Consider the following 26,267-nt stretch of genomic DNA (forward strand, 5'->3'; position numbering starts at 1 on the left):
TTACTCAGTCTAACATTTTGCCATATCTTTAGTTTCTTTTCCTCCCCGGGCCCCCAACCGCCGCTTCCAGGGCTCCTCGTTGACCTCCTCCGATCCCACGGTGAGCGTCCCCCGTGCACGCCGCTCGGCCGACTCGGCCTAATGTGGTGCCCTGTCACGGCCCCCGGCCCTGGACACGCCCGCCCGCCCCGAAGTCAGGACCGCAAGGACCCAGATGCCCCGCTCGAAGAAGTTCCGGCGCGCCCGTCTGATCGTGATCGTGCTGGTCGTGCTGCTGGTGGCCGGCGTCGGCTACGGCGGCTACCGCGGGGTCACCGCGGTCCGCGCGTCCTTCCCGGAGGTCGACGGCACCGTCAAGGTGGCGGGCATGAGCGCGCCGGTCGACGTCAAGCGGGACGCCAACGGCATCCCGCAGCTCTACGCCGACACCAACGAGGACCTCTTCCGCGCCCAGGGCTACGTCCAGGCGCAGGACCGCTTCTGGGAGATGGACGTCCGGCGGCACATCACCGCCGGCCGGCTGTCCGAGATGTTCGGCGACGGCCAGGTCGACACCGACGCCTTCATCCGGACCATGGGCTGGCGGCAGGTGGCGCAGAAGGAGTTCGACACCAAGCTGTCGGCCGACACCAAGAAGAACCTCCAGGCCTACGCGGACGGCGTGAACGCCTGGCTCGCCGAGCACCCCGGCGGCGAGAAGGCCTCGCTGGAGTACGCCCTGCTCGGCGCCGTCAACGGCGACTACCAGCCCGAGCAGTGGAGCCCGGTCGACTCGGTGGCCTGGCTCAAGGCGATGGCCTGGAACCTCTCCGGGAACCTCCAGGAGGAGATCGACCGCTCGCTCCTGGCCCAGGACTTCGGTCCGGACAAGATCGCGGAGCTGTACCCCGACTACCCGTACACCCGCAACGGCACGATCGTGAAGACCGGCACGGTGGCCGGCGACAACTACCGCCCCGCCGACGGCTCGCCCCCGTCCGGCGGCGGCACCGCCACCACCCAGGGCGCGGCCACCACCAAGGCGCTGCTCCAGGGCCTCACCGACCGGATCGACGGCATGCCGCAGCTGCTCGGCCGCCCCGGCCAGGGGATCGGCTCCAACTCCTGGGTCGTCGCCGGCACCCACACCACCACCGGCAAGCCGCTGCTGGCCAACGACCCGCACCTCGGCCCCGGCCTGCCCTCGGTCTGGTACCAGATGGGCCTGCACTGCCGCACCAGCTCGCCGGCCTGCCAGTACGACGTCTCCGGCTTCAGCTTCGCCGGCATGCCCGGCGTGATCATCGGCCACAACAAGGACGTCGCCTGGGGCTTCACCAACCTGGGCGCCGACGTGACCGACCTGTACCTGGAGAAGGTCACCGGCCCGGACACCTACCAGGTCGACGGCAAGGACGTGAAGTTCGACCTCCGCAAGGAGACCATCAAGGTCGCCGGCGGCGAGGACCGCACGATCACCGTCCGCACCACCCAGACCGGCGCCCCGCTCATCTCCGACCAGAGCACCGAGCAGCAGAACGTCGGCAAGTACGCCCCCAACGGCAGCGCCGCCCCCGACCGCGGCACCGGCGGCTACGGCGTCGCCCTGCAGTGGACGGCGCTGAACCCCGGCAAGACCATGGACGCGGTGTTCGAGCTGGACCGGGCCCGCAACTGGGACGAGTTCCGGGCCGCCGCCAAGGACTTCGCCGTCCCCGCGCAGAACCTGGTCTACGCCGACGCCAAGCACATCGGCTACCAGGCCCCCGGCGACATCCCGGTCCGCGGCAAGGGCGACGGCAGCTACCCGGCCCCGGGCTGGGACTCCGCGTACCAGTGGAAGGGCTCGATCCCCTTCACCGCCCTGCCGTACAGCCTGGACCCGTCCGCGGGCTACATCGTCACCGCCAACCAGGCCGTGGTGGACCCGAGCTACAAGTACACGCTCACCAAGGACTGGGAGTACGGCACCCGGGCCAAGGAGATCACCGACCAGATCGAGGGCCTGCTCAAGAACAACGGCAAGATCTCGCCCGACGACATGCAGACCATGCAGCTGGACAACACCAGCATCATGGCCAAGACGCTCGTCCCGCTGCTGCTCAAGCAGCAGATCGACGACCCGTACGTGCGCGAGGCCCAGGACCTGCTGAAGGACTGGAACTACCACCAGGACGCCGACTCGGCCGCCGCCGCCTACTACAACGGCGTCTGGCGCCAGCTGCTCAGCCTCGCCTTCGGCCAGAAGTTCCCGGCCGACCTGCGGGCCAAGGGCAACTGCCTGCTGGTCCGCCAGCAGGACGACCCGACCAGGCCGGACAGCTCCAGCAAGATCGTCACCGAGTGCGGCACCCGCGACCCGGGCAAGGCCCAGCCGGACGGCGGCGACCGCTGGACCGAGGTGGTCCGGCAGCAGTTGGACAAGCCGGACAGCTCCTGGTGGACGTACATCGACTCCCAGCACAAGGAGCAGAAGGGCCTGGACAACCTGCTCAAGGAGGCGATGAAGGACGCCCGGCAGGACCTCACCTCGCTGCTCAGCAAGGACATCTCCACCTGGAGCTGGGGCCGCCTGCACAAGCTGACCCTGCGCGAGCAGACCCTCGGCACCGACGACTCCTCGATCGCCTCCGGCGTGGTCCACCGGCTGCTCAACCGGGGCCCGTACCGGCTCTCCGGCGGCTCCGCGGCCGTCGACGCGGCCGGTTGGAACGCGGCGGCCGGCTACCAGGTGGACTGGATCCCGTCGATGCGGATGGTGATCGACCTGAGCGACCTCGACTCCTCGCGGTGGATCAACGTCGGCGGCGCCTCCGGCCACGCCTTCCACGACAACTACAACGACCAGACCGACCTCTGGCTCAAGGGCAAGCTGCTGACCTGGGCCTACACGCCGGACGCGGTCGAGAAGGCCACCAAGCACAAGCTGGTGCTCACCAACGGCTGACCCCGTACGACCCGTACGACCCGCACGACCCCGGCGGCCCCGCTCCCTCTCCGGAGCGGGGCCGCCGCCGTCTCACCCCAGCCGCCGCAGCCCGGCGGGCGTGACCGCCAGGTCCACCGGGCGGTCGTGCGGCTCGGCCGGCACCTCGTCCAGCAGCTCGTGCTCGTAGAGCAGCACCGCCAGCACCGGCCGCGCGCCCGCCCGCCCCAGCCGGGCCAGCACCCGGTCGTAGCTGCCGCCGCCGCGGCCCAGCCGCAGCCCCCGCCGGTCCACCGCCAGGCCCGGCAGCAGCACCACGGAGGCCTCCGCGACCGCCTCCGGGCCGAGCCGGGGGCCGACCGGTTCCAGCAGCCCGCGCCCGGCCGGGGCCAGCTCCTGCGGGCCCTGGTAGGCGGCCCAGTCCAGGTCGTTGTCGGGCAGCAGCACCGGCAGCAGCACCCGCACCCCGCGCGCCCGCAGCGCGTCCAGCAACGGCCTGGTCCCGGGCTCGGCGCCCACCGACACGTACGCGGCCACGGTGGCGCCCGGCGCCGCCAGCTCCCCGGCGTGCCCGGCCAGCGCGTGCGCGGCCTCCGCGCGGCCCTCGGCGGAGAGCGCGCGGCGCCGGGTCAACAGCCGTGTCCTCAGATCGCTCTTCTCGTTGTGCATCGGATCCTCCGCAACTCTGTGCCGTCGAGCCGTGCCGCCGACCGGTCCCGCCGGCCGGCGTCATCGACGCGCAGAGCCTGACACGCGAAAGGGCGCCGCGATTGTCCACCCCGCTGCTGGTCCAGGCCCTGGCCGTGCTCAGCGCCCCCGCGCTGGCCGGCGCCACCGTGCTCGGGCTGCGGCTGCGCCGGTGCGGTGCCGAAGCCGCCGCCCGGCAGAAACGGCTGCGCGAGCGGATCGCCGAACTGGAGACCCGGTGCGCCGACCTGGAGCGCACCGCCTCCTGCGACCCGCTCACCGGCGTGTGGAACTACCGCCACCTGCAGCTCACCCTGGACCGCGAGATCGAGCGCGCCCGCCGCGCCGAGCGGACCGACCAGCCCGAAGGGCCGCGCCCGCTGGCCGTGCTGCTGCTGGAGATCACCGGCTTCGACGCGGTCGTCGCCGAGCACGGCCGCGGCCGCGCCGGCGCGGTGCTGCGCGACCTCGCCCAGCGGCTGGCGATGGAGATCCGCCGGGCCGACACCCTCGGCCGCTACAGCGGGGAGGAGTTCCTGGTGGTGCTGCCGGACACCGGCGCCGAGGGCGCCGCGCAGGTCGCCGAGCGCCTGGTCTGGTCGGTCCGCCGGCACCTGCTGCTCGACTGGTCCTCCGGCCCGCGCGAGTCCCGCCCGGCCCACGGCAACGGCCTCACCGCCGCCGTCGGCGTCGCCGTGCTGCCCGAGGACGGCACCCACGCCGCCGTGCTGCTGCGCGCCGCCGACCGCGCGCTCGCCGAGGCCAGGGCGGCCGGCGGCGACTGCTGGCGGGTCCGCCCGGGCTCCGGCGACCGGTCGGCGGCGCGGCCGCCCGCCCCGCCCGCCGCCGGTGCGCAGCCCAACGCGACTGCCGAGCGTGACCGTTCGGAAAAGCCGGGTAGTCTGTCGCCCTGTGCCGGCGGGGACCCCCTCGCCCAGCCGGTCAATTCCCATACGCCTGCCGCCGTGGCCGGGCCCCGCGACGTGCTGTCCTAGCCGTCGACCGCGCCCGGCCGGGCGAAAACGTGCCTGAGTAAGGTAAACGCATGACGACGACCAACTCCCGAATCCCGGTAACCAAGGCCGTGGTACCCGCGGCCGGACTGGGCACCCGCTTCCTCCCGGCAACCAAGGCCACTCCGAAGGAGATGCTGCCCGTCGTCGACAAGCCGGCCATCCAGTACGTCGTCGAGGAGGCCTCCTCCGCGGGGCTGTCCGACATACTGATGGTCACCGGCCGTAACAAGCGGGCCCTGGAGGACCACTTCGACCGCGCCTACGAGCTGGAGGAACTGCTCGCCCGCAAGGGCGACGAGGACCGCCTGCGCCGGGTCCGCGAATCCGTCGAGCTGGCCAACATGCACTACGTCCGCCAGGGCGACCCGAAGGGCCTCGGCCACGCCGTCTCGGTCGCCGAGCAGCACGTGGCCGGCCAGCCCTTCGCCGTCCTCCTCGGCGACGACCTGATCGACCCGCGCGACCCGCTGCTCGCCCGCATGATCGAGGTCCAGCAGGAGCTCGGCGGCTCGGTCGTCGCCCTCATGGAGGTCGACCCCTCCCAGATCCACCTCTACGGCTGCGCCGCCGTCAAGGCGAACGGCTTCGGCGAGGACGTCTTCCAGGTGACCGACCTGGTCGAGAAGCCCGAGACGAACGAGGCCCCCTCGAACTACGCCGTCATCGGCCGCTACGTCCTCGACCCGCTGGTCTTCGACGTGCTGCGGGAGACCCCGCCCGGCCGCGGCGGCGAGATCCAGCTCACCGACGCCCTGCGCGAGCTGACCACCCGCGAGCCGGAGGCCGGCGGCCAGGTCCACGGCGTGCTCTTCAAGGGCCGCCGCTACGACACCGGCGACCGCGCGGACTACCTGCGCGCTATCGTCCGACTGGCCTCCGAGCGCGAGGACCTCGGCCCGGAGTTCCGCTCCTGGCTGCGCGAGTTCGTCGCCTCCGAGCTGCAGGACTGACACGACGACAGAGAGCGAGCCGCCGATGACCGGGTCCACCCAACACACCACCGGATCCGCCGCAGCCTGCTGCGACGGAACCACGGACCCGGCACCGGCGGCCCCCCGCCTCTGGACGGTGGACGAACACCTCTCCGACGTCCTGGCCTCGGTCGGCCCGCTGCCCGCCATCGAGCTGCAACTGCTCGACGCCCAGGGCTGCCGGCTCGACGAGGACGTCCTCGCCGACGGCGACCTGCCGCCCTTCGACAACAGCTCGATGGACGGCTACGCCGTGCGCACCGCCGACACCGCCGGCGCCACCGACCCGTACCCCTCGGTGCTCGCCGTCGTCGGCGACATCGCGGCCGGCGCGGGCGAACTGCCCCGGGTCGGGCCCGGCCAGGCCGCCCGGATCATGACCGGCGCCCCCGTCCCGCCCGGCGCCCAGGCCGTCGCCCCGGTCGAATGGACCGACGGCGGCACCGGCACCGGCGTGCCCGCCGACGCGATGACCGCGCCCGTCGAGGACGAGGAGGTCCGCGTCCTGCGCCCGGTCGCCGAGGGCGCCCACATCCGCCGCCGCGGCAGCGACGTCGCGGCCGGCACCAAGGTCCTGGGGGCCGGTACCCGGCTCGGCCCCACCCAGCTCGGCCTGCTCGCCGCGATCGGCCGCGCCACCGTCAAGGTCCGCCCGCGCCCCCGGGTCGTGGTGCTGTCCACCGGCAGCGAGCTGGTCCAGCCCGGCGAGCCGGTCGGCCCCGGGCAGATCTCCGACTCCAACAGCTTCACCCTCACCGCGGCCGCCCAGGACGCCGGCGCCATCGCCTACCGGGTCGGCGCCGTCCCGGACCGGGCCGACCGGCTGCGCGCCGTCCTGGAGGACCAGCTCGGCCGGGCCGACCTGATCGTCACCAGCGGCGGGGTCAGCGTCGGCGCGTACGACGTGGTCAAGGAGGTCTTCGAGTCCTACGGCGGCGTCGACTTCCGCAGGCTGCGGATGCAGCCCGGCAAGCCGCAGGGCTTCGGCCGGATCGGCGGCCCGGCCGGCGTGCCGTTGCTCGCCCTGCCCGGCAACCCGGTCAGCGCCTACATCTCCTTCGAGCTGTTCGTCCGCCCGGTCATCCGCACCATGCTCGGCGCCGCCGACGTCCACCGCCCGGTGGTCCGTGCGCTCTGCCCGGCGGCGCTGCGCTCCCCGGCCGGCCGCCGGCAGTTCCTGCGCGGCCGCTACTCGGCGGCGGACGGCACCGTCGAGCCGGTCGGCGGCGCCGAGTCGCACCTGGTCGGCGCCCTGGCCCGGGCGAACTGCCTGATCACCGTCCCCGAGGCCGTCACCGCCCTGCCCGCCGGCAGCGAGGTCGACGTGGTCCTGCTGGGCTCCTAGGGCGTGTCAGCCACGCCCCAGGGCGTGTCCCGCGGACCAGGCCCCTCCCACGGGGTGGGGCGGGGGAGCTGTACGGTAGCGCGGTATTCCACCTGCGCGCCCCTGGAGCCACCCGTGACCACACCTCCCCCCGGCGACCGCCTCACCCACGTCGACGACCAGGGCGCGGCCCGGATGGTCGACGTCTCCGAGAAGGCCACCACCGCGCGCACCGCCGTCGCGGCCGGCCGGGTCCGGGTCTCCCCGAAGGTGGTCGAGCTGCTGCGCGGCGAGGGCATGCCCAAGGGCGACGCCCTCGCGGTGGCCCGGATCGCCGGGATCATGGGCGCCAAGAAGACCCCCGACCTGATCCCGCTCTGCCACCCCATCGCCGTCTCCGGCGTCACGGTGGACCTCACGGTCGCGGACGACGCCGTCGAGATCACCGCCACCGTGAGGACCGCCGACCGCACCGGCGTCGAGATGGAGGCGCTGACCGCCGTCGCGGTGGCCGGCCTCACCGTCATCGACATGGTCAAGGCCGTGGACAAGGGCGCCGCCATCGAGTCCGTCCGGGTGCTCAGCAAGACCGGCGGCAAGAGCGGCGACTGGTTCGCGCCGGAGGCGGGCGAGTGAGCGGGCGGAGCGAGCTCACCACCGAAAGGTCCGGGCGGATGAGGGCCCTTGCGGTCACCGTGTCCAACCGGGCCTCGGCCGGCGTCTACGAGGACCGGGGCGGCCCACTGCTGGTGGCCGGCCTGACCGCGATGGGCTTCACCGCCGACGGCCCCCGGGTCGTCCCGGACGGCGAGCCGGTGGAGGCCGTCCTGCGCGAGGCCGTCGCGGCCGGCTACGACGTCGTGCTCACCACCGGCGGCACCGGCATCTCGCCGATGGACCTCACCCCGGAGATGACCGCCCGGGTGATCGACCGGCAGGTCCCCGGCATCGCCGAGTCCATCCGCGCGTACGGCCGGGAGAAGGTGCCGACCTCGGCGCTCTCCCGCGGGCTGGCCGGGCTCGCCGGACGTACCCTGATCGTCAACCTGCCGGGCTCGACCGGCGGCGTCAAGGACGGCCTGGCCGTCCTCGAACCGCTGCTCGCCCACGCCGTCGACCAGCTCGGCGGCGGGGACCACCCCCGGCCGGACGCACCAGCTTCCGGGAGAACGCACTGAACGCCGGTTGGCCGGTAGAACTCCACGAGGGGGAGGTCGTGCTGCGCCCGATCCGGGCCCGCGACCAGCGCGAGTGGCAGGAGGTCAGCCTCCGCAACCGGGACTGGCTGCGCCGCTGGGAGGCGACCGTCCCGCCCGGTCCGGCCGGGCAGGCCGCCGGGCCGCGCCCGACGTTCCGGCAGATGGTGCGCTTCCTGCGCGGTGAGGGCTCGGCCGGGCGGATGCTGCCCTTCGTCGTGCTCTACAAGGGCCAGCTGGTCGGCCAGCTGACCGTCGGCGGCATCACCTGGGGCTCGATGTGCTCGGCGAACGTCGGGTACTGGATCGACGAGGCGGTGGCCGGCCGGGGCATCATGCCGACGGCCGTGGCGCTTTCCGTCAACCACTGCTTCCGTACCCTCGGCCTGCACCGGATCGAGGTCTGCATCCGCCCGGAGAACGCCCCGAGCCGCCGGGTGGTGGAAAAGCTCGGCTTCCGCTCGGAGGGAATCCGCCCGCGCTATCTCCACATCGACGGCGCCTGGCAGGACCACCTGGTGTACGCGCTGACCGCCGAGGAGGTGCCGGAGGGGATGCTGGAACGCTGGCGGTCGATCAGTTCAGGTCGTGAGTCAAGTAATTGAATATATGTTCGAAAAAAATATCGATATGGCATCGCCGCGACGGCGGACTGGCACAAATACCGGCAAAATAGTCGGAGAATCAGCTTGATCACACGACACGCCGAGCCAAATTGCTGCCAGGCCTTCCCGGCGCCCGTACGGTGTGGATCGTGAGCAGTAGCGGCCTTATCTACGCCGTCATCGTAGGGGCCTGGGCCGCCTATCTGGTGCCGATGTGGCTCCGCAGGCAGGACGAACTCAACGAGGCGCGCCCGACGGAGCGCTTCAGCACCGCCATCCGCCTGCTGGCCGGGCGTTCGGGGCTGGAGCGGCGGGCAGCCCGGGCCCTGGGTGACGAACCGCGTGACGACGAGCACAGCAGCGACGGCCCTCCCGGACGGGACGGGGCCGCCTCCGGCGACCCCGCGGCGGACTCCGCGCCGCCCGCCGTGGAGCCCGAGTCCTCGCCCTCCGGCGAGCCTCCGCCCGCGCCGGTGCCCGAGTCCTCGCCCTCGCCCGCGTCCTCGCCTTCGCCTTCGCCTTCGCCCGAGCGGGGTGCCCGGGGAGAGCGTCCGGGCTCCGCGCCGCACGGCGGGGCGCAGCGCCGGGCCCGGCTGCTGGCCCGCCGGCGCCGGATGGTCACCGCCCTCTTCCTGGCCTTCGCGCTCGGCGCCGTGGTCGCGGCGGTGGCCGGACTGGCCTTCCTCTGGGTCCCGGCCGTCCCGGCGATCCTCCTCACCCTGTACATCGGCCACCTGCGCAAGCTGGAGCGCCAGCGCTACGAGGTGAAGCTCGACCGTGCCCGGGCCGCCCAGGCGGCCGAGCGGCTGCGCAAGCGCGAGCAGCAGCGCGCCGAGGCCCGGAGCGTCCCGGCCGAGGCCGTTGACACCCAGGCCCACACCCAGGTCCACACCCAGCCTCACGTCCGGGCCCACGCCCCGGCTCGTGCCCAGGCCCCGGCCGCCGAGGGGCGGGCCGGACGCCGCCCGCACCTGCGGCTGGCCGCCGACCCCGGCGAGGCCGCCGTCTCCGCGCCGTCCGCCTCCGCGGTGGCCGAGGCGACCGAGCACGAGGAGTGGGTCGACGGCATGCGCGAGCGCGGCGCGGCCGGCCCGGACTCCTGGGAGCCGGTGCCCGTCCCGCTGCCGACGTACGTCACGGCGCCGGTCGCCCCCCGGGTCTCCCGGGGCCTCGACCTGACGGCTCCCGGCACCTGGACCGCGGGCCGCCCCGCCGAGTCCGCCCGCAACACCCCGCTGTTCGACCAGTACGCCGAGCCGTCGGCCCCGGAGGCCCGCCCCCGCGCGGCCAACGAGTGACCTCCCCGGCCCCCGGACCAGCACCGCATCGCCGGGGGTGGTCACGGACCCCCTCCGGAAGGTGCTAGAGTTTCTTCTCGTTGGGGCTGTGGCGCAGTCCGGTAGCGCACCTCGTTCGCATCGAGGGGGTCAGGGGTTCGAATCCCCTCAGCTCCACCCAACAAGGGCCCCGCCCGGTCGTCAGACCGGGCGGGGCTTCTGCGTTGTCCGGGGGTGATCCGGCGCGGGGGTGCGGGAGTTGGCCGTGTGACGACCGTCACGGCGGGGTGGGGCGGTGAACTGACGGTCGGTCGCGCGCGGGGGCGGGGGCGGGAACAAGGGCGGGAACCGGAGCGGGAACGGCCGAGGGCCGGCCGGGGAGTCCGGCCGGCCCTCGGGGTCGGGCGAGGTGGGGCGGGGTGGGTCAGGGGCGCTGGGAGCCGGCGTAGGGGCCGGGCTGGGGGGCGCCGGACTGCGGCGGGACGGCGCCGTAGCGGGGCGGGCGGTAGCCGCGGGGGTGCCGGGTCAGGTTGTAGCCCAGGACGCCCGCCAGGGCGGCCAGGGCGCCGCCGCCGATGGTCCAGTACCAGCGGCTGTTCCAGCCGGAGAACCAGCCGGTGTACCAGTGCTCCTCGGCCGCCACCGGGGCGGCCGCCTTGGCGGTGCCGGCGCCGCCGCCGGCCGGCGGGACCAGCGGGGCCTTGAGCTCGCCGCCCTCCGGCTGGGCGTTGTCCGCGTTGCCCTTGGCGCTGACGTGCAGCTGGACGGAGGTGGCCAGGCCCAGGTCGGGCTGCGGGACGTCGCTGACCGAGAGCCGCACGTAGTAGGTGCCGGGCAGCGGGTCGCCGGACCACGGCTCGGCCCAGGAGCGGATCTCGCGCAGGGTGCAGCTCAGCGTGAGCGTGCCGGTGTTCTGGTCGCCGGTGGCGTTCTGGGTGCCGGCGGTGCAGGACTGGCGGCGGCGGAGCCCGTCGAAGACCTCGGCGGACCAGGTCTGCGGGCCGTGCCGGTCGGTCGCGGGGGCCAGGTTGACGGTCAGGCCGATCGTCGGGGTCTGGCCCTCGGAGGCGCCGAACGCCCAGTACAGGTAGTCACCGGTGGAGGCGGCGACGTTGGCGTCCTGGCCGGGGGAGAGGTTGGTCGCGGTCAGGAAGGAGGTGCCGGCCTTGGTGGCCGGGGCCGGGGCGCCGCTCGCGCTCGCCGAGGGCGAGGGGGAGGCGGCGGAGGCGGTCGGGGCGGCCAGCGCGAGGGCGGGCAGCAGGGCGAGGGCGGCGAGGGCGCCGCGAAGGGTCGTGCGCGTGGTCGGTCGCATGGTCAGTTCTCCCGCCAGACAGAGATCCGCCAGCGGGCGATCCAGCCGAACACCAGGCCGAACAGCAGTCCGGCGAGGGTGAGGGTGAGCAGCAGGATCCAGCCGCGGCCCAGGCCCATCGCCGCACCCTCGGGGGCGGACGAGGCGGTGGCCAGGTCGACGGTCAGCTCCAGCGGCAGGCCGGGGTCGGCCTGGACGCCGGCCTGCGGGGCCAGCGAGTTGCTGACGACCAGGCAGACGGTGGTCTCCGGCTTGGCGCTCGACGAGGAGGTCGGGCCGGTGGTGATGTAGCCCTTGGAGTCGCTGGTGGACCAGCGCAGGCCGGTGGAGATCACGTCGGTGCGGCTGCTGCCGGCGTCGGTGCCGCGGACCAGCTCCTGGCCGGTCGCGCTGGTGGCCTGCAGCAGGACGCCGTAGTCCCGGGCCACCGCGCGGTCCAGGCCGACGCTGACCGAGGCGCGCAGCTCCTGGCCGGACTTGACCGGGACCTTGTAGACGCGGTGCTCGGAGAACTTCTCGCGGTCGCTGTACACGCCCGGGGCGAGCACCGGGGCGCTCTCGCACTTGTCGGCGCCGGAGGTCTTCACCGGGGTCACCGCGTAGGTGTCGTTGGAGCGGTCGACCAGCTGCTTCACCTTGTCGGTGAGCTGCTCCTGGGTGCGGACGTCGGTGTAGGTTCCACCGGTCGCGTTGGCGATGCAGAGCAGCTGCTGGCGGGTCTTGTCGTCGTGGGCCAGGCCGAGGGTGTCGACGACCAGGTGGATGCCCTGGGAGGCGAGTTCACGGGCGACGTCGCAGGGGTCCGGCGGGGTGCAGGTGTCCTCGCCGTCGGTGATCAGCACCACCCGGCGGGTGGTCTCGCCCTTGCCGAGGTCCTGGGCCGCGCCGCGCAGGGCCAGGCCGATCGGGGTCCAGCCGGTGGGCCGCAGGGTGGCGACGGCCGTCTTGGCCTCGACCTTGTTGGTCTTGCCGACCGGGTACAGCTGCTTGGTGTCCTGGCAGCCCTGGGTCTTGTCGTTGCCGGGGTAGTTCGCGCCCAGGGTGCGGATGCCGAACTCGGTCTCCGCGGGCAGCGCGTCGATCACGTCGTTCAGCGACTGCTGGGCCACCGAGATCCGGCTCTTGCCCTGGATGTCCCGTTCGTTCATGGAGCCGCTGACGTCCAGGACGAGGTCGACCCTGGGGGCCTCCTTGGGCGCGGCGGCTCCGGCTGATGGTTCGTCGGCGTGGGCGGGCAGGCCGATGAGCAGCGAGGCGCCCGTTATCGCCAGGGCGCCCAGCAGGCTGCCGAGCCTGGTCTTTGGTCGTCGTCCGGTATTCACCCGGTGATCCTAGGGATCATCAGTTCGCGATGGCCAAACGAGACCGGATCGTGCGCCACCCCGTCACGGCGTGAACTCCGGCGCGTGGAAAGGCCGTCGGGGCTGTGCGGACTTAGGTCCGCCCTACCCGGGCTGGATAGCCTTCCGTGCGGGTTTCGTGCGGGTCCGGGCGGGAATGGGGGCGCGGTGGAGCTGACGGGGGTCGGAAAACGGTACGGGCGGCGCGGGCGGTGGGTCCTGCGCGGGGTCGATCTCGCCGTCGGGCCGGGGGAGTTGGTGCGGATCGCCGGGGCGAACGGGAGCGGCAAGTCGACGCTGCTCCGGCTGGCGGCCGGGATCGAGCGGCCGACCGCTGGGCGGGTGGCCCGCCCGGGCGGTGCCGCGTACGTGCCCGAACGCTTCCCGCCCGCGCTGCCGTTCGACGCCGCCTCGTACCTGCTGCGGGTGGGCCGGGTGCACGGGCTGTCGGCGGAGCGGGCGCGGCGGCGGGCGGGGGACTGGCTGGACCGCTTCGGCATCGCGGACCGGGCGGGTACGCCGCTGAGCCGGCTGTCGAAGGGCACCTGCCAGAAGGTCGCGGTCGTGCAGGCGCTGCTGGCGCAGGCCCCGGTCCTGCTGCTGGACGAGGCCTGGACCGGGCTCGACCCCGACGCCAGGGCGGTGCTGGACGAGGCGGCCGCCGAGCGGGCGGCGGACGGCGGGGCGGTGCTGTTCGTCGACCACGACCCGGCCCGGCTGGCCGGGCTGACCAGCGCCGCCTACCGGGTCGGCGCGGACGGCGCGCTGCGGCCCGCCGAGGAGGCGGAGCCCGCGCCGGACGGCGGCGGCCCGGAGACGGAGGTCGAGGTGGACGTCCCGGACGGCACCCCGCTGCCGCCCCGGCTGCCCGGGGCGCCGCGGCTCACCCCGCTGGCCGGCACGGCCGTGCGGCTGACCGTGCCGGCCGCGCACACGGAAGCGCTGCTGCGTCGGCTGTTGATCGGCCGGCCGGCCGTCCGGGTGCTGGCGGTGCGGCAGCGGGAGGGGCGGCGGTGAGGCAGCTCGGGGCGCTGACCCGGTACCACCTGGAACTGCTGGTGCGCTCGCACGCCTGGCTGCCGCCGTTCCTGGCGTACGCGCTGCTGCTGGTGGTGGGCGTGTCGGCGGGCAACCCGCTGCTGGGCGACCTCGGCTACGGCGCGGCCGTGCTGCTGCCGGTGAGCGCCTGGTACGTGCGCAGCGCGCTCGGCGCGGAGCCGCCGGCCTCGCGGGCCTGCCTGGTCGCGGCGGCGGGGCCGCTGCGGGTGCACCTGGGCGCGCTGCTGGCGGCGCTGACGGCCGGGCTGGTGCTGGCGGCGGCCGAGGTGGCGGCGCTGTGGTGGCTGAGCGGGACGGTGGCCAACCCGGGGGTGGAGCGGCAGCCGCCGGTCGGACCGGCGCTGGCGGCCGGGGCGTCGGCCGCGGTGGTGTGCGTGCTGCTGGGGGTGGTGGCCGGGGCGCTGGCGAACCGGCCGGTGCCGGCGCGGCCGCAGTACGGCATCGCGGTGGCGCTGGTGCTGGCCGCGCTGGCGCTGGTGGCGCCCCTCTCGCCGGCCAACGCGGCGGTGCGCGCTCTGGTCTCCGCGGCCCGCACCGGGCGGGTCGTCGTGCCGTGGGCGGAACTGCCGCCCGCCGCCGTCCTGCTGGCCGCGGCGGCGGGCGGGGCGGCGGTGCTGGCCGGGCGGCGGCCCGAGTGAGCGGAGGATTCATGCCAAGGGAGGACACACCGCAGCAAAAAGCCGATAAATATGGATATTGCTCGTTAGGGTGACGAACCTGGGTGAACCGGCTTCGTGCCGCCGGTCCATTCCGATTGGCATCCCCCGGAACAGCGCTCCGGCTCCCCGCGACCCCCAGGACGGTCCGTGGCGACACCCCCCGCCGTGACGAGAACCGCAGCCCGGCCGAGCCGGCCGGTGCCGACCAGGCGCACCACCGAGCTGCTGCTGGTCCTGGCCGCCGTGCTGATCGCCGTGTTCGGCTACGTCGAGGTCGGCGTCAACCTGGACGGCAGGGTGCCGGCCGACGCGGCCGAGTACGGCGCCGCGCTCGGCGTGCTCGCCCTGCTGGCGCACGTCGTGGTCCGCCTGCGGGCCCGGTACGCGGACCCGCTGCTGCTGCCGATCGCGGTGCTGCTCAACGGGATCGGCCTGGTGGTGATCTACCGGCTCGACCGCGCCACCTCGGGCGTCGGCGCGGCCTCCACCCAGCTGCTCTGGTCGAGCCTGGGGGTGGCGCTGTTCATCGCGGTCGTGCTGCTGGTGCGCGACCACCGGCGGCTGCAGCGGTACGCCTACCTCGGGGCGCTGGTGGCGCTGGTCCTGCTGGTGCTGCCGATCTTCTTCCCGCCGGTGTACGGCTCGCGGATCTGGATCGTCGTCGGGCCGCTGTCCTTCCAGCCGGGGGAGTTCGCCAAGATCCTGCTGGCCGTCTTCTTCGCCGCCTACCTGGCGGTGCACCGGGACGCGCTGGCGCTCACCGGCCGCCGGGTCTGGCGCTGGCAGCTGCCCCGCGGCCGGGTGCTCGGGCCGGTGCTGCTGATCTGGGCGGCGTTCGTCGGCGTCCTGGTGCTGGAGACGGACCTCGGCACCTCGCTGCTGTTCTTCGGCCTGTTCGTGGTGATGCTGTACGTGGCCACCGCGCGCACCGGGTGGATCGTGATCGGGCTGGTCCTGGCGGCGGTCGGGGCGGTCACGGTGGGCTGGCTCTCGCCGCACGTGCACAGCCGGGTGGCGGACTGGCTGGACCCGCTGGGCTCGATCGCGGCGGGCAAGGGCGCCAACCAGATCGCCCAGTCGCTGTTCGCCTTCGCCTGGGGCGGGGAACTGGGCACCGGGCTCGGCAACGGGCACTCGGTGCTGATCGGCTTCGCGGCCAAGTCGGACTTCATCCTCGCCACCATCGGCGAGGAACTCGGCCTGGCCGGGCTCGTCGCGGTGTTCCTGCTGTACGCGCTGCTGATCTCCCGGGGGTTCCGGACGGGCATCGCGCTGCGCGACCCGTTCGGGCGGCTGCTGGCGATCGGGCTGGCCGCGATCGTCGGCCTCCAGGTGTTCGTGGTGGCCGGCGGGGTGCTCGACCTCATCCCGCTGACCGGGATGACGCTGCCGTTCGTCGCGCAGGGCGGCTCCTCGGTGGTCACCAACTGGATCATCGTGGCGCTGCTGGTGCGGATGAGCGACATCGCGCGCCGGCCGGCCCCGGCCCCGGCCCCGCCCGTGTCCGCGTCCGTGTCGGAGGAGGACTGATGGCGCGCACCCGCTCCCGTCCGCGTGCCCGGGGCAACGGGCCGCAGGGCCTGCCCGGCATCTCCGTCACCGGGCGCCGCGCGGGCGTCTTCTGCCTGCTGCTGGTCGCGGCGCTGTGCGTCCAGGCCACCCGGGTGCAGGTGTTCCAGGCCAAGGACCTCAACCACAACGCCGCCAACCAGCGGCTCACCATCGAGCGGTACTCGCAGCCGCGCGGCAACATCCGGGTCGGCGCGGACACCGTGACCGGCTCCGAGCCCACCGGCGGCCGGTACGACTACAAGCGCACCTACACCGACGGCCCGACGTACGCGGCCGTCACCGGCTTCGCCTCGCAGGCGTACGGCAACACCCAGCTGGAGGGGGTCGAGGACGACCTGCTGTCCGGGACGGACAGCAGACTGGCCGGCTGGGCGGTCTGGGACGCCGTCGCCCGCCGGCAGAACCCCGGCGGGGACGTCTACACCACCCTGAACCGGGCCGCCCAGGAGGCCGCGATGCGCGGGCTCGGCAGCCAGAAGGGCGCGGTGGCCGCGATCGAGCCGGCCACCGGCCGGATCCTCGCCCTGGCCAGCACGCCGTCCTACGACCCGGGCAGCTTCGCCGGCTCCGCCGCGGCCGACCAGGCCGCCTGGAACCGGCTGCAGGCCGACACCGACCAGCCGATGCTCAACCGGGCGCTGCGCCAGACCTACCCGCCGGGCTCGACCTTCAAGGTGGTCACGGCGGCGGCCGCGCTCGCGGCCGGGGTGGTCACCGACCCCGACGCGCCGACCGACGCGCCGTACCCGTACGTGCTGCCCGGGACGACCACGCCGCTGGTCAACGACACCTCGGCGTGCGACCGGCCCGGCCAGTCGCTGGACACCGCGATGGTCTACAGCTGCAACAGCGTGCTGGGCTACCTCGGGGTGCGGACCGGGCTGGGCCCGATGGTGGCGATGGCCGAGAACTTCGGCTTCAACGACGCCAGGCTGGACATGCCGGTGCGCCCGGCCCGCTCCAACTTCGACACCACGATGAACCAGTCGCAGGTGGCGCTCTCCTCGATCGGGCAGTTCGACACCGCGGCGACCCCGCTGGTGATGGCGATGGTCGCGGCCGGGATCGCCAACGACGGGACGGTGATGCGTCCACAGCTCGTGGACAAGCTGACGAAGGCCGACGGCACCGCGGTGCAGCTGATGAAACCCGCCGTGTACCGGCGGGCGATGACCCCGGCGGTGGCCGGGCAGGTGCAGAAGCTGATGACCGACGTGGTGGAGAACGGCACCGGCGGCAACGCCCGGATCGGCGGCGCGGTGGTCGGCGGGAAGACCGGCACCGCGCAGCACGGGGTGGACAACAGCGGGACGCCGTACGCCTGGTTCATCTCCTGGGCCAAGCCCGCCGGCTCGGACGCGGTGCCGCCGGTGGCGGTGGCCGTGGTGATCGCGGACAGTGCCGCCACGGACGTCACCGGCGGCGGGCTGGCCGCGCCGATCGCCCGCTCGGTGATGCGGGCGGTGCTGGGCCGCTGAGCCAGTGCTTTAGCTGCTGGGCGGCGAATCCGCCGTCTGCGAAGTGTCCGGTTTGTATAGACTGATGCGCCAATTCGTACAATGCGCCGATCCGGACTGTTCGTTTGCGACACTGGTGCTTTCGCGGGGTACTGTCCCATCTTTGTTCGGTTGGTCCCCGATGACACCCGATGGCGCGTCGAGTGACCGGCCGCCAGGACACCCTCCCCCGCCCAGAAGGACCGCAGCTGTGACCAGCAACTCTCTCGGTGCGCGTCTGCTGCGACGCAAGCCCGTCTCGTCCCTCATCGCCGAGAGCGAGGGCCGGGACGGCCCCCCGGCCGGCGCGCCCGAGGAGGGCGGACGCTCCGGCATCCACCTGCGCCGCACGATCGGCCTCTGGCAGCTGTCCTCGATCGGCATCGGCGCCACCATCGGCACCGGCATCTTCTTCGTGCTCAGCAGCGCGGTGCCCTCGGCCGGCCCGGCCGTCATCCTGTCCTTCGTGCTCGCCGCGGTCACCGCCGGACTCACCGCGCTCTGCTACGCCGAGATGGCCTCCGCAATCCCGGTCTCCGGATCCTCGTACTCCTACGCCTACGCCACCCTCGGCGAGGGCGTCGCGTTCGGCGTCGGCATCTGCCTGCTGATGGAGTACGGCGTCTCCGCCTCCGCGATCGCGGTGAGCTGGGCCGAGTACCTGAACAAGTTCCTCCACCTGGCCTTCGGCTTCACCATCCCGAAGGAGCTGTCCGGCGCGCCGGACACCACCCACTGGTTCAACCTGCCGGCGCTGCTGCTGGTCGCGATGGTCTGCGTGCTGCTCACCCGCGGCGTCAGCGAGTCGGTGAAGGTCAACGCGGCCATGGTCGGGATCAAGATCCTGATCCTGCTGCTGTTCGTCGGCATCGCGCTCACCGGCTTCCACTCCGGCAACCTGACCCCGTTCATGCCGCTCGGCATCGGCGGCGTGCAGGTCGCCGCCTCCAGCATCTTCTTCTCCTTCATCGGCCTGGACGCCGTGTCCACCGCCGGTGAGGAGGTCAAGAACCCGCGCCGCACCCTGCCACTGGCGATCATCATCTCGCTGGTCGTGGTGACCCTGCTCTACATCCTGGTCGCCCTCGCCGGTATCGGCGCCCAGCCGTGGCAGAAGTTCGAGGGCCAGGAGGCCGGCCTCGCCCAGATCCTCCAGGACATCACCGGCCAGACCTGGCCCTCGATCGTCTTCGCGATCGGCGCGATCATCTCGATCTTCAGCATCACCCTCGTGGTGATCTACGGCCAGACCCGCATCCTGTACTCCATGGGCCGCGACGGCATGCTGCCCAAGCGCTTCGCCGAACTCTCCCCGCGCACCGGCACCCCGGTCTGGAACACCCTCGTGGTGGGCCTCGGCGTCGGCGCGCTGGCCGCCTTCGTCCCGCTGAAGGAACTGGCCGACATCACCAGCCTCGGGACGCTCATCGCCTTCTCGGTCGTCTCGATCGGCGTGATCATCCTGCGCCGCACCCAGCCCGACCTGCCGCGCGGCTTCAAGGTCCCCGGCTACCCGGTCGTCCCGCTGCTCAGCGTCGCCTTCTGCGCCTACCTGATCACCGGCCTGCACGCCGACACCTTCCGGGCCGGCGCGATCGCCCTCGCCGTCGCCGTGGTCGTCTACTTCGGCTACAGCATCAAGCACTCCAAGCTGGAGCAGCAGGCACAGGCCGCCACGGCGGACAGCTCCACCGGCCACCGCAACAGCTGAGCCGGACGAATCGGGACATGAGGGGCCGCCGACCACGACACTCGGCGGCCCCCCTCATGCCACCTCCCACGACGTGCCCCACGCCATGGCGACAGGGCCCGGCCACCACCCATAACCTTCCACCATGGTGAGCACCCGCACGCCCGGCTTCTCCCGCCCGCGCGGCCGCTTCACCGGCCGCAGCAGAACGCCGGCCCCGCCGACCCCCGCCCGAGCGCCGTCCGGACCAGGACGACCGCCCCTGGGCTTCTCCGGTCGGCCGTTCCCCCGCCAGCGTGGCGAGAGCACGTTCCCGCCCACGCCCGATCGGCTGAATCCCGCCCGACTCGCCTCGATGCGCACCGTCCAACTGCTCGGCTGCCTGATCGCGGCCGGCTGGGCGGCCGCCTTCCCGCTCGTCTCCGACCTGCCCAACCAGCGGACGTGGGGCTTCATCGCGGCCCCCGCCTACGTCCTGGCCGGGCTGCTCTGCCTCACCCTGCCGCGCCGCTACGCGGCCCGCGCCGCCGCCGTGGTCGCGCTCGCCGGGGCCGTCCTCGCGCCGCTCGCCCTGCTCGCCGTGCAGGGCCGCCACCAGTCCGAGGTGATGGTGGTCGAACGCTCGGCCCACCTGCTGCTCACCACCGGCAGCCCGTACCTGCCGCACCCGGTGGTGGTCACCGACTACAACCCGTACCTGCCGGCCATGACCCTGTTCGGGATGCCGCGCCAACTGCTGGGCGACGGCTCCGACCTCGCCCAGGTCGCCGGGGACGCCCGGATCTGGTTCGCGCTGGCCTTCGTGGCCTGCCTGCTGGCCAGCTGGCGGCTGCTGCGGCCCACCCGTGAGCGCGCGCCGCTGCTGCCGCTCGCCGTGCTCACCGCCTCGCCGCTGATCTCGCTGGCCCTCGTCGTCGGCGGGGTGGACCTGCCGCTGATCGGCCTCTGCTGCCTCGCCATGGCGCTCGCCGAGCGGGACCGCACCGTCGGCGCCGGCCTGGTGCTCGCCCTCGCCTGCACCCTCAAGTGGACGGCCTGGCCGGCGCTGCCGGTCGCCGCCCTGCTGCTGTGGCGGCTGTACGGCCGCCGGCCCGCCGCCCGGACCACGCTGATCGCGCTCGGCACCGGCCTGGCCGTGCTCCTGCCCTCCGTGCTGACCCGGGCGGACGCGCTGCGCGAGCAGGTGGTGCGCTTCCCGCTCGGGCTCACCGCCATCCGCACCCCGGCCGGCAGCCCGCTGCCCGGCAAGGTGCTGGCCGGCTTCGGGCCGACCGGGCACTCCGTCTCGCTGGCGCTGATGACCATGGGCGGGATCGGGGTGGCCATCTGGCTGCTCGCCCGGCCGCCGGTGTCCGCGATCGCGGCCGCCGACCTGCTGGCCGCCGGGCTGGCGATCGCGTTCATGCTCGCCCCGGCCGGGCGGTTCGGCTACCTCGCCCTGCCGGTGGTCCTGGTGATCTGGCCGCGGCTGGCGGCCCGGCGCTGGAGCAGCCGGCGCCCGATCCCGCCGCACCGGCTGCCGGGCAGACCGGAGCCCGCCCTGCCGCGGGGCTGAGCGGGCTCCGTCCTGATGCGTGCGCCGGTCTAGCGGTTGCCGACCTTGAGCAGCGAGGCGACGGCCGGGCCGGCCGCGTCCACGCCGTGGCCGCCGCCCTGCACCTCGGCGGCGACCGCCATGTTGCCGCGGAAGGCGGTGAACCAGCTGTTGGTGGTGGTCGCGCCGGCGACCTCGGCGGAGCCGGTCTTGGCACCCGCGTTGTCGGTGATCCCGGCCATCACGTCCTTGGCCGTGCCGCCGGTGGCGGTGGCGTTCATCATCGCGCGCAGCTTGCCCGCGACGTCCGGCGCGATCTGGCGGGCCGCCGCCTGCTGCGGCAGGCCGGCGACCAGGATCGGCTGCTTGAAGGCGCCGCTCTGGACGGTCGCGGTGATCGAGGCGATGGCCAGCGGGTTCATCTGGACCTTGCCCTGGCCGATGTAGTTCATGGCCTGCTCGTCCTTGCTGCCCGGCGTCGGCGGCACCTTGCCGTCGGTGTTCGGCAGGCCGGTCTTCCACTCCAGGCCGATGCCGAACACGTCCTTGGCCGTGCTGGACAGCGTCTCGGGCTTGAGGCTGGTCAGGCCCTGGTTGATGAAGGCCGTGTTGCAGGACACCATGAAGTCCTGCTGGAGCGTGTTGTTGGGGAAGGCGCCCGGGAAGTCGTTCGGGATCGCGACCGGGTTGCTGCTCTTCTCCGGGCAGGCCACCACGGTGTCCGGGTTGACCCCGGCCTCCAGCAGCGCAGTCGAGGTGACGATCTTCATCGTCGAGCCGGGCGCGAGCAGGCCGGTGAAGGCCCGGTTCTGACCGCTGGCCGGCGCGTTCGCGAAGGCCAGCACCTGGCCGGTGCTCGGCTCGATCGCGGCGATCGACCCGGACTTGCCGCCCAGGTCCGTCATCGCCTTCTCGGCCGCCGCCTGGATGGTGTTGTCGATGGTCACCTTGAACGGCTTGCCGGGCTTGGGCTCGACGATGGTGAACAGCTTGTCCGAGGCGCCCTTGCCGGCCGGGTCGCTGATCACGACCGCGCTGCCCGCGTCCTGGTCCTTGTTCGGGTCCGGCGGCAGCAGCTTGTGGGCGTTGTCCTGGAGGGTGGACAGCAGCGCCGGGGTGAGCGAGGCGCCCTGCAGCGGCTTGCCGTTGCGGTCCACCACGGTGGACGGCGGGGCGAAGACCTGCTGGGTGGCGATCGTCTCGTTGCCGGACAGGTGCGGGTGGATCACCGTCGGCGCCCAGTGCACGGCCGGGGTGTTGTCGCTCATCTTCACGACGTTCAGGAAGCCGTTGTAGTCCCAGACCCGGTTGGTGCCGGCGAACTCGGCGCGCGCCTTGAAGCCCATCAGCACGCCGGTGGGGCCGGCCGAGGCGGAGGCCGACGGCGAGTCGGTGGCGCCGGGGGTCGCGCCCGCCGACGGCGTGGCCGAGGCGGAGGGCTTGGTCGGCGCGGGGGTGCCGGTGGCCGACGCGAAGGCCTGCGGGGTGGCCGGGCCGGCCGGGGCCAGGGTCAGCGCGCTCGGCTTGACCTGGTCGCGGAACGCCGTCAGCGCGGTGGTGGCCGCGGCCGGGTCGTCCGTCAGCGCGGCCGCCTTGTCCAGGTCACCGGCCGCCCAGGCCGCCAGGAAGTCCTTCGCACCGTTGGTCGCCTGCTCGGCCGAGGGCGGCTCGGCGACCACCGTGCGGGGCTTCTTCGCCGAGGACGATCCGGAGTCCGAGCCGCCCATCAGGCTGTACGCCCCGTAGCCACCGCCCGCGAGCACGGCGACGGAGACGCCGGTGATGATGCCGATCTTCGCGCCTCTGCGCATGGTGCTGTTCCCCCAAGGGTCTGCCGGACGGGCGCGACCGACCGGGGCCGGACACGCTGTTCCCCCCACCCTAGGCAGCGCCGATCGGTGCGCCGACGAAATGCCCGCGAGTTGTGACGGATCTGGTACGTGTCGTGCACCGCATACGGACGATTCAGGGAACAGCGGTGTCGATCAGATCCAGCTGTTGAACCACATCCGCTGCCGCCAGTCGTCCATCGGAATCGTCTGCCCGGTGAACAGCGGGAAGAAGAAGAGGAAGTTCCACACGATCAGCAGCACCAGCAGCCCGGCCGCCGCCGAACCGATGATCCGGCGGTCCCGGGAGGCCCCCGGCGGCCCGATCAGCGCACCGACCAGCATGGTCACCGCGAGCACCAGGAACGGGACGAACACCACCGCGTAGAAGAGGAAGATCGTCCGCTGCTGGTAGGCGAACCACGGCAGGTAGCCGGCGGCCAGGCCGCACAACACCGCGCCCGCCCGCCAGTCCCGCCGCGCCACCCAGCGCCACAGGCAGTACACCAGCGCCACCACGGCCGCCCACCACAGCAGCGGGGTGCCGATGCCCAGCACCTCGCGGGCGCACTCGGCGGCCGTGCAGCCGCTCTGGCCCTGCTTGGGGGACTCGTAGAAGAACGAGACCGGCCGGCCCAGCACCAGCCAGGACCACGGGTTCGACTGGTAGGTGTGCGGGTCGCTCAGGTGGGTGTGGAAGTCGTAGACCGTCGAGTGGTAGTGCCACAGGGCGCGCAGCCCCTCGGGTATCCACGGGTAGTCGGTCGAGCGGCCCGCCGCCCAGTCCCGGCCCCAGCCGCCCCTGCCCGGCACGTTGCTGCTGGCGAACCAGCCCCACCAGGACGTGACGTAGACGACCAGCGACACCACCACGACCGACACGAAGGCCGGCACCACGTCCCGCGCGAGCGTCGCCAGGTACGGGCGCGGGGCCCCGGCCAGGCGGCGGGCGCCGACGTCCCACAGCACCGTCATCACGCCGAAGGCCGCCGCCACGTACAGGCCGCTCCACTTGGTGGCGCAGGTCAGGCCGACGCAGACGCCGGCCGCGATCCGGTACGGGCGCCAGCCCAGGTTCGCCCGCTGCGCGAGCACCGCGTCCGGCACCCCGCCGAGCCGGTCGGCCAGCCGGGCCCGGGTGCGGTCGCGGTCCAGCAGCAGGAAACCGAAGGCGGCGAGGATCCAGAACATCACCACCAGGTCCAGCAGCGCGGCGCGGCTGAGCACCAGGTGCAGGCCGTCCACCGAGAGCAGCAGGCCGGCCACGCAGCCCAGCAGGGTCGAGCGGAACAGCCGGCGGGCGATCCTGGCCACCATCAGCACCGACAGCGTGCCGAGCAGGGCCACCGCGAACCGCCAGCCGAAGGGGTTCATGCCGAACAGCATCTCGCCGGCGCCGATGATCCACTTGCCCACCGGCGGATGGACCACGTAGGAGGCCGTCGAGCGGTACGGGACGGCCGCGCCGGGCGTCATGATCTGCTCGTTGGCGCCGTCCGGCCAGTTGATCTCGTAGCCGCCGTGCCAGAGCGCGTAGGCGTCCTTGGCGTAGTACGTCTCGTCGAAGATGATCGCGTGCGGCTGGCCGAGGTTGGTGAAACGCAGGATCCCGGCGAACACCGCCACCGCGATCGGGCCCAGCCAGCCGGACCAGCGGCACAGCCACGACCACACGGCCGGCGGCACGGACACGCCCAGCCGCAGCAGCAGCGGCGACGGGGGCACCACCGCCGGGGTCACCCCGGGGCCGTCCGGCATCGGCGGGACCAGGCGCTCGGCCAGCGGGGCCACCGGGCGGCCGGCGTAGCCGAACCCGGCCAGCCGCTCGCGCCAGCTGCGCGCGGCGCTGCCGGGTTGGTCCAGGTGGTCGGGTTGGTCCGGTTGATCGGGCCGCGCGGGGCTCCCGGCCTGGTCGGCGGGCCGCGGACCCGGGACGGCGGAGGACGGCAGGCCGGCCACGTCGCCGCCATCCTGCGCGGTGTGGTCTGTACCAGTGGGCGTGTGCGCCGCCGTGTCGCCGTTCATCCGCCACATCGTAGGGGCGCTTCTCGCACGTGTGACCGCTCCCTCGGAAGCTGCCCGAATCGTCACCAAAAGCCCCCGGGCCGCGGTAGCTGCAAGGATGGGGCCCGTGACAGGAGTACTCGTTCTCGCAGGCACCCCCATCGGCGACGTCTCGGACGCCCCGCCCCGGCTGCTCACCGAACTCGCCACGGCGGACGTGATCGCGGCCGAGGACACCCGGCGGCTGCGCCGGCTCACCCAGGCGCTCGGGGTGACCCCGGCCGGGCGGGTGGTCTCCTACTTCGAGGGCAACGAGGTCGGCCGCACCCCCGAACTGGTCGAGGCACTGCTCGGCGGCGCCCGGGTGCTGCTGGTCACCGACGCCGGCATGCCGTCCGTCTCCGACCCCGGCTACCGGCTGGTCGCCGCCGCCGTCGAGGCCGACGTCAAGGTCACCGCGGTGCCCGGGCCGTCCGCCGTGCTCACCGCGCTCGCGCTGTCCGGCCTGCCCGTCGACCGCTTCACCTTCGAGGGCTTCCTGCCGCGCAAGACCGGCGACCGGGCCCGGCAGCTCGCCTCGATCGCGGCCGAGCCGCGCACCATGGTCTTCTTCGAGGCGCCGCACCGGATCGCCGAGGCGCTCGCCGCGATGGCCGAGGCGTTCGGCGCCGACCGGCCCGCCGCCGTCTGCCGCGAGCTCACCAAGACGTACGAGGAGGTGAAGCGCGGGCCCCTCGGCGACCTGGCGGCCTGGGCCGCCGAAGGCGTCAGGGGCGAGATCACCGTCGTCGTCGCGGGCGCCCCGCCGGCGGCGCCGCAGGAGCTCACCCCCGCCGAACTGGCCCGGCTGGTGGCCGTCCGGGAGGAGGCCGGGGAGCGCCGCAAGGAGGCCATCGCGGCCGTCGCTGCGGAGCTCGCGCTGCCGAAGCGGGAGGTGTTCGACGCGGTGGTGGCGGCCAAGAACGAGGCGAAGAGCGAGGCGAAGAGCGAGGCCGCGAAGGGGGCGGGGACGGGGCCGTGAAAGAGGGGTGAATTCCGGGGGGTTGCGGGACCCCGGGGGAGTCGTACCTTTGAGGGAAGGCCCCGGTAAACGCCCACGGAGCTGAAAGTTCGGTCGCGGTTTCCGGAACGATCCAGGCCTTTCGTATAGGAGTTCCCAACCCGCGTCCAACTCTTCACAAGCAGGGCATCGGCCGAGGCCGTCAGGGCATTTCCTGGAATGGAAAGACCCAGCCGGGCGAGCGCCCGGCGGGCGCTGGGAGACGGCTATGAGCGAGATGATCGGTAGCCCCCTCGGTGGCAACGCGCTGAGCGCCCCCGGCCTGGCCGGACGGCCGCACACTCCCGTCGAGACCGTGCGGGAGGCCTACTCCTTCGCCTGCCTGCGATGCGGGTACGGCTGGGAGCAGGCGTACGACATCGAGCACCACGCCGGCAAGGACGGGCACGTCGTGTTCGAATACCACGCCAACGGTGTCCGGGTACCGTCCCCGCTGCTCAAGCCGACCTGCCCGGGGTGTGGCGGACACACCGTCCGGATCATGCGCGAGGGCCGGGTCGCCACCGCCGACCAGTCCTGGCACCACGCCCCCGGCTACCCGGCGCACGCCGAGCCGGCCGGGGCGCCCCCGGTGACCGACCCCGCGAAGCCGCGCGGACGCTGGGCCCGGTTCTGGTCGCGGCTGCTGGGCTGACCGCAGGCGCCGGGAGCGCACCCGGGGGCCGCCCGCCGCCTCGCCGCCCTCGGGGACTACGTGCCCCAGACCGTGCGCGACGCCCACGCCGCGTACC

Annotated in this window: 21 protein-coding genes and 1 tRNA gene; 17 read left to right on the top strand and 5 right to left on the bottom strand. The window is 73.5% G+C overall.

Going from position 1 to position 26,267, the window contains the following annotated elements:
- The first annotated feature begins 214 nt into the window (after positions 1–214).
- On the top strand, positions 215–2,926 hold the full coding sequence (locus ACFVTF_RS20335; protein ID WP_387815180.1) for a penicillin acylase family protein: 2,712 nt from the start codon (positions 215–217) through the stop codon (positions 2,924–2,926).
- A gap of 72 nt (positions 2,927–2,998) precedes the next feature.
- Here the strand turns inward: ACFVTF_RS20335 and ACFVTF_RS20340 are convergent, their stop codons facing one another.
- Positions 2,999–3,574 (bottom strand): 5-formyltetrahydrofolate cyclo-ligase, encoded by a 576-nt coding sequence (locus ACFVTF_RS20340; protein WP_371517400.1) that lies wholly within the window; start codon positions 3,572–3,574, stop codon positions 2,999–3,001.
- Positions 3,575–3,675: 101 nt separating this feature from the next.
- Between ACFVTF_RS20340 and ACFVTF_RS20345 the strand changes: the two genes are divergently transcribed.
- The 8 genes from ACFVTF_RS20345 (at position 3,676) to ACFVTF_RS20380 (ending at position 10,158) form a co-directional block, all read left to right on the top strand.
- Positions 3,676–4,587, top strand: coding sequence for a GGDEF domain-containing protein (locus ACFVTF_RS20345; RefSeq protein WP_387815182.1), 912 nt, complete (start codon positions 3,676–3,678; stop codon positions 4,585–4,587).
- A 50-nt stretch (positions 4,588–4,637) separates the two neighbouring features.
- Positions 4,638–5,558, top strand: coding sequence for a UTP--glucose-1-phosphate uridylyltransferase GalU (gene galU / locus ACFVTF_RS20350; protein ID WP_363585354.1), 921 nt, complete (start codon positions 4,638–4,640; stop codon positions 5,556–5,558).
- 25 nt (positions 5,559–5,583) lie between these two features.
- On the top strand, positions 5,584–6,924 hold the full coding sequence (glp, locus tag ACFVTF_RS20355) for a gephyrin-like molybdotransferase Glp (RefSeq protein WP_387815185.1): 1,341 nt from the start codon (positions 5,584–5,586) through the stop codon (positions 6,922–6,924).
- A 174-nt stretch (positions 6,925–7,098) separates the two neighbouring features.
- Positions 7,099–7,539 carry a cyclic pyranopterin monophosphate synthase MoaC gene (gene moaC, locus ACFVTF_RS20360; RefSeq protein ID WP_387815229.1) on the top strand — a complete coding sequence of 147 codons (441 nt, stop codon included), beginning with the start codon at positions 7,099–7,101 and terminating at the stop codon, positions 7,537–7,539.
- 38 nt (positions 7,540–7,577) lie between these two features.
- On the top strand, positions 7,578–8,081 hold the full coding sequence (locus ACFVTF_RS20365; RefSeq protein ID WP_371517395.1) for a molybdenum cofactor biosynthesis protein B: 504 nt from the start codon (positions 7,578–7,580) through the stop codon (positions 8,079–8,081).
- A complete protein-coding gene (locus ACFVTF_RS20370) occupies positions 8,078–8,704 on the top strand; it encodes a GNAT family N-acetyltransferase (RefSeq protein ID WP_371522704.1) in 627 nt (208 codons plus the stop codon). The genes ACFVTF_RS20365 and ACFVTF_RS20370 overlap by 4 nt, the downstream gene beginning before the upstream one ends.
- 149 nt (positions 8,705–8,853) lie before the next feature.
- Complete coding sequence (gene glpR / locus ACFVTF_RS20375) at positions 8,854–10,002, top strand: gephyrin-like molybdotransferase receptor GlpR (protein ID WP_387815188.1); 1,149 nt, start codon at positions 8,854–8,856, stop codon at positions 10,000–10,002.
- An 82-nt stretch (positions 10,003–10,084) separates the two neighbouring features.
- Positions 10,085–10,158 (top strand) — tRNA-Ala (locus ACFVTF_RS20380).
- Between the two features lie 247 nt (positions 10,159–10,405).
- Here the strand turns inward: ACFVTF_RS20380 and ACFVTF_RS20385 are convergent.
- Positions 10,406–11,293, bottom strand: coding sequence for a peptidase (locus ACFVTF_RS20385; protein WP_387815190.1), 888 nt, complete (start codon positions 11,291–11,293; stop codon positions 10,406–10,408).
- Between the two features lie 2 nt (positions 11,294–11,295).
- Positions 11,296–12,615: a VWA domain-containing protein gene (locus ACFVTF_RS20390; RefSeq protein WP_387815192.1), complete on the bottom strand. Its 1,320-nt coding sequence runs from the start codon at positions 12,613–12,615 to the stop codon at positions 11,296–11,298.
- Between the two features lie 186 nt (positions 12,616–12,801).
- Here ACFVTF_RS20390 and ACFVTF_RS20395 point away from each other — a divergent pair, with 186 nt between their 5' ends.
- The 6 genes from ACFVTF_RS20395 (at position 12,802) to ACFVTF_RS20420 (ending at position 20,664) form a co-directional block, all read left to right on the top strand.
- Positions 12,802–13,650, top strand: a complete 849-nt coding sequence (locus ACFVTF_RS20395; RefSeq protein ID WP_387815194.1) for an ATP-binding cassette domain-containing protein — start codon at positions 12,802–12,804, stop codon at positions 13,648–13,650.
- On the top strand, positions 13,647–14,330 hold the full coding sequence (locus tag ACFVTF_RS20400) for an ABC transporter (RefSeq protein WP_387815196.1): 684 nt from the start codon (positions 13,647–13,649) through the stop codon (positions 14,328–14,330). The genes ACFVTF_RS20395 and ACFVTF_RS20400 overlap by 4 nt, the downstream gene beginning before the upstream one ends.
- 186 nt (positions 14,331–14,516) lie before the next feature.
- The gene (locus ACFVTF_RS20405) at positions 14,517–15,881 is read left to right on the top strand and encodes an FtsW/RodA/SpoVE family cell cycle protein (protein WP_387815198.1); all 1,365 of its coding nucleotides are present in this window, start codon (positions 14,517–14,519) and stop codon (positions 15,879–15,881) included.
- Positions 15,881–17,401, top strand: a complete 1,521-nt coding sequence (locus ACFVTF_RS20410; RefSeq protein ID WP_387815200.1) for a penicillin-binding transpeptidase domain-containing protein — start codon at positions 15,881–15,883, stop codon at positions 17,399–17,401. The genes ACFVTF_RS20405 and ACFVTF_RS20410 overlap by 1 nt, the downstream gene beginning before the upstream one ends.
- Positions 17,402–17,561: 160 nt before the next feature.
- Positions 17,562–19,130, top strand: a complete 1,569-nt coding sequence (locus ACFVTF_RS20415; RefSeq protein ID WP_387815202.1) for an amino acid permease — start codon at positions 17,562–17,564, stop codon at positions 19,128–19,130.
- Positions 19,131–19,254: 124 nt separating this feature from the next.
- The gene (locus ACFVTF_RS20420; RefSeq protein WP_387815204.1) at positions 19,255–20,664 is read left to right on the top strand and encodes a glycosyltransferase 87 family protein; all 1,410 of its coding nucleotides are present in this window, start codon (positions 19,255–19,257) and stop codon (positions 20,662–20,664) included.
- A gap of 29 nt (positions 20,665–20,693) precedes the next feature.
- Here the strand turns inward: ACFVTF_RS20420 and ACFVTF_RS20425 are convergent, their stop codons facing one another.
- Positions 20,694–22,454: a penicillin-binding transpeptidase domain-containing protein gene (locus ACFVTF_RS20425; protein ID WP_387815206.1), complete on the bottom strand. Its 1,761-nt coding sequence runs from the start codon at positions 22,452–22,454 to the stop codon at positions 20,694–20,696.
- Positions 22,455–22,628: 174 nt separating this feature from the next.
- Complete coding sequence (locus tag ACFVTF_RS20430) at positions 22,629–24,497, bottom strand: dolichyl-phosphate-mannose--protein mannosyltransferase (RefSeq protein ID WP_387815208.1); 1,869 nt, start codon at positions 24,495–24,497, stop codon at positions 22,629–22,631.
- 106 nt (positions 24,498–24,603) lie between these two features.
- On the opposite strand from ACFVTF_RS20430, the gene rsmI reads away from it, so the two are divergent.
- Both rsmI and ACFVTF_RS20440 read left to right on the top strand, forming a co-directional pair.
- On the top strand, positions 24,604–25,497 hold the full coding sequence (rsmI, locus tag ACFVTF_RS20435) for a 16S rRNA (cytidine(1402)-2'-O)-methyltransferase (protein ID WP_387815210.1): 894 nt from the start codon (positions 24,604–24,606) through the stop codon (positions 25,495–25,497).
- Between the two features lie 247 nt (positions 25,498–25,744).
- The gene (locus ACFVTF_RS20440) at positions 25,745–26,170 is read left to right on the top strand and encodes a hypothetical protein (RefSeq protein WP_371517382.1); all 426 of its coding nucleotides are present in this window, start codon (positions 25,745–25,747) and stop codon (positions 26,168–26,170) included.
- Positions 26,171–26,267: the final 97 nt, after the last annotated feature.

This window comes from Kitasatospora sp. NPDC057940 (assembly GCF_042887425.1).
Lineage (GTDB): Bacteria > Actinomycetota > Actinomycetes > Streptomycetales > Streptomycetaceae > Kitasatospora.

What these genes read in the sequence shown, in the direction of transcription:
- ACFVTF_RS20335 (WP_387815180.1), top strand. Translation starts at nt 215, where the DNA reads ATGCCCCGCTCGAAGAAGTTCCGGCGCGCCCGTCTGATCGTGATCGTG.
- ACFVTF_RS20340 (WP_371517400.1), bottom strand. Translation starts at nt 3,574, where the DNA reads ATGCACAACGAGAAGAGCGATCTGAGGACACGGCTGTTGACCCGGCGC.
- galU (WP_363585354.1), top strand. Translation starts at nt 4,638, where the DNA reads ATGACGACGACCAACTCCCGAATCCCGGTAACCAAGGCCGTGGTACCC.
- glp (WP_387815185.1), top strand. Translation starts at nt 5,584, where the DNA reads ATGACCGGGTCCACCCAACACACCACCGGATCCGCCGCAGCCTGCTGC.
- moaC (WP_387815229.1), top strand. Translation starts at nt 7,099, where the DNA reads ATGGTCGACGTCTCCGAGAAGGCCACCACCGCGCGCACCGCCGTCGCG.
- ACFVTF_RS20365 (WP_371517395.1), top strand. Translation starts at nt 7,578, where the DNA reads ATGAGGGCCCTTGCGGTCACCGTGTCCAACCGGGCCTCGGCCGGCGTC.
- ACFVTF_RS20385 (WP_387815190.1), bottom strand. Translation starts at nt 11,293, where the DNA reads ATGCGACCGACCACGCGCACGACCCTTCGCGGCGCCCTCGCCGCCCTC.
- ACFVTF_RS20410 (WP_387815200.1), top strand. Translation starts at nt 15,881, where the DNA reads ATGGCGCGCACCCGCTCCCGTCCGCGTGCCCGGGGCAACGGGCCGCAG.
- ACFVTF_RS20415 (WP_387815202.1), top strand. Translation starts at nt 17,562, where the DNA reads ATGACACCCGATGGCGCGTCGAGTGACCGGCCGCCAGGACACCCTCCC.
- ACFVTF_RS20420 (WP_387815204.1), top strand. Translation starts at nt 19,255, where the DNA reads ATGGTGAGCACCCGCACGCCCGGCTTCTCCCGCCCGCGCGGCCGCTTC.
- ACFVTF_RS20425 (WP_387815206.1), bottom strand. Translation starts at nt 22,454, where the DNA reads ATGCGCAGAGGCGCGAAGATCGGCATCATCACCGGCGTCTCCGTCGCC.
- ACFVTF_RS20430 (WP_387815208.1), bottom strand. Translation starts at nt 24,497, where the DNA reads ATGAACGGCGACACGGCGGCGCACACGCCCACTGGTACAGACCACACC.
- ACFVTF_RS20440 (WP_371517382.1), top strand. Translation starts at nt 25,745, where the DNA reads ATGAGCGAGATGATCGGTAGCCCCCTCGGTGGCAACGCGCTGAGCGCC.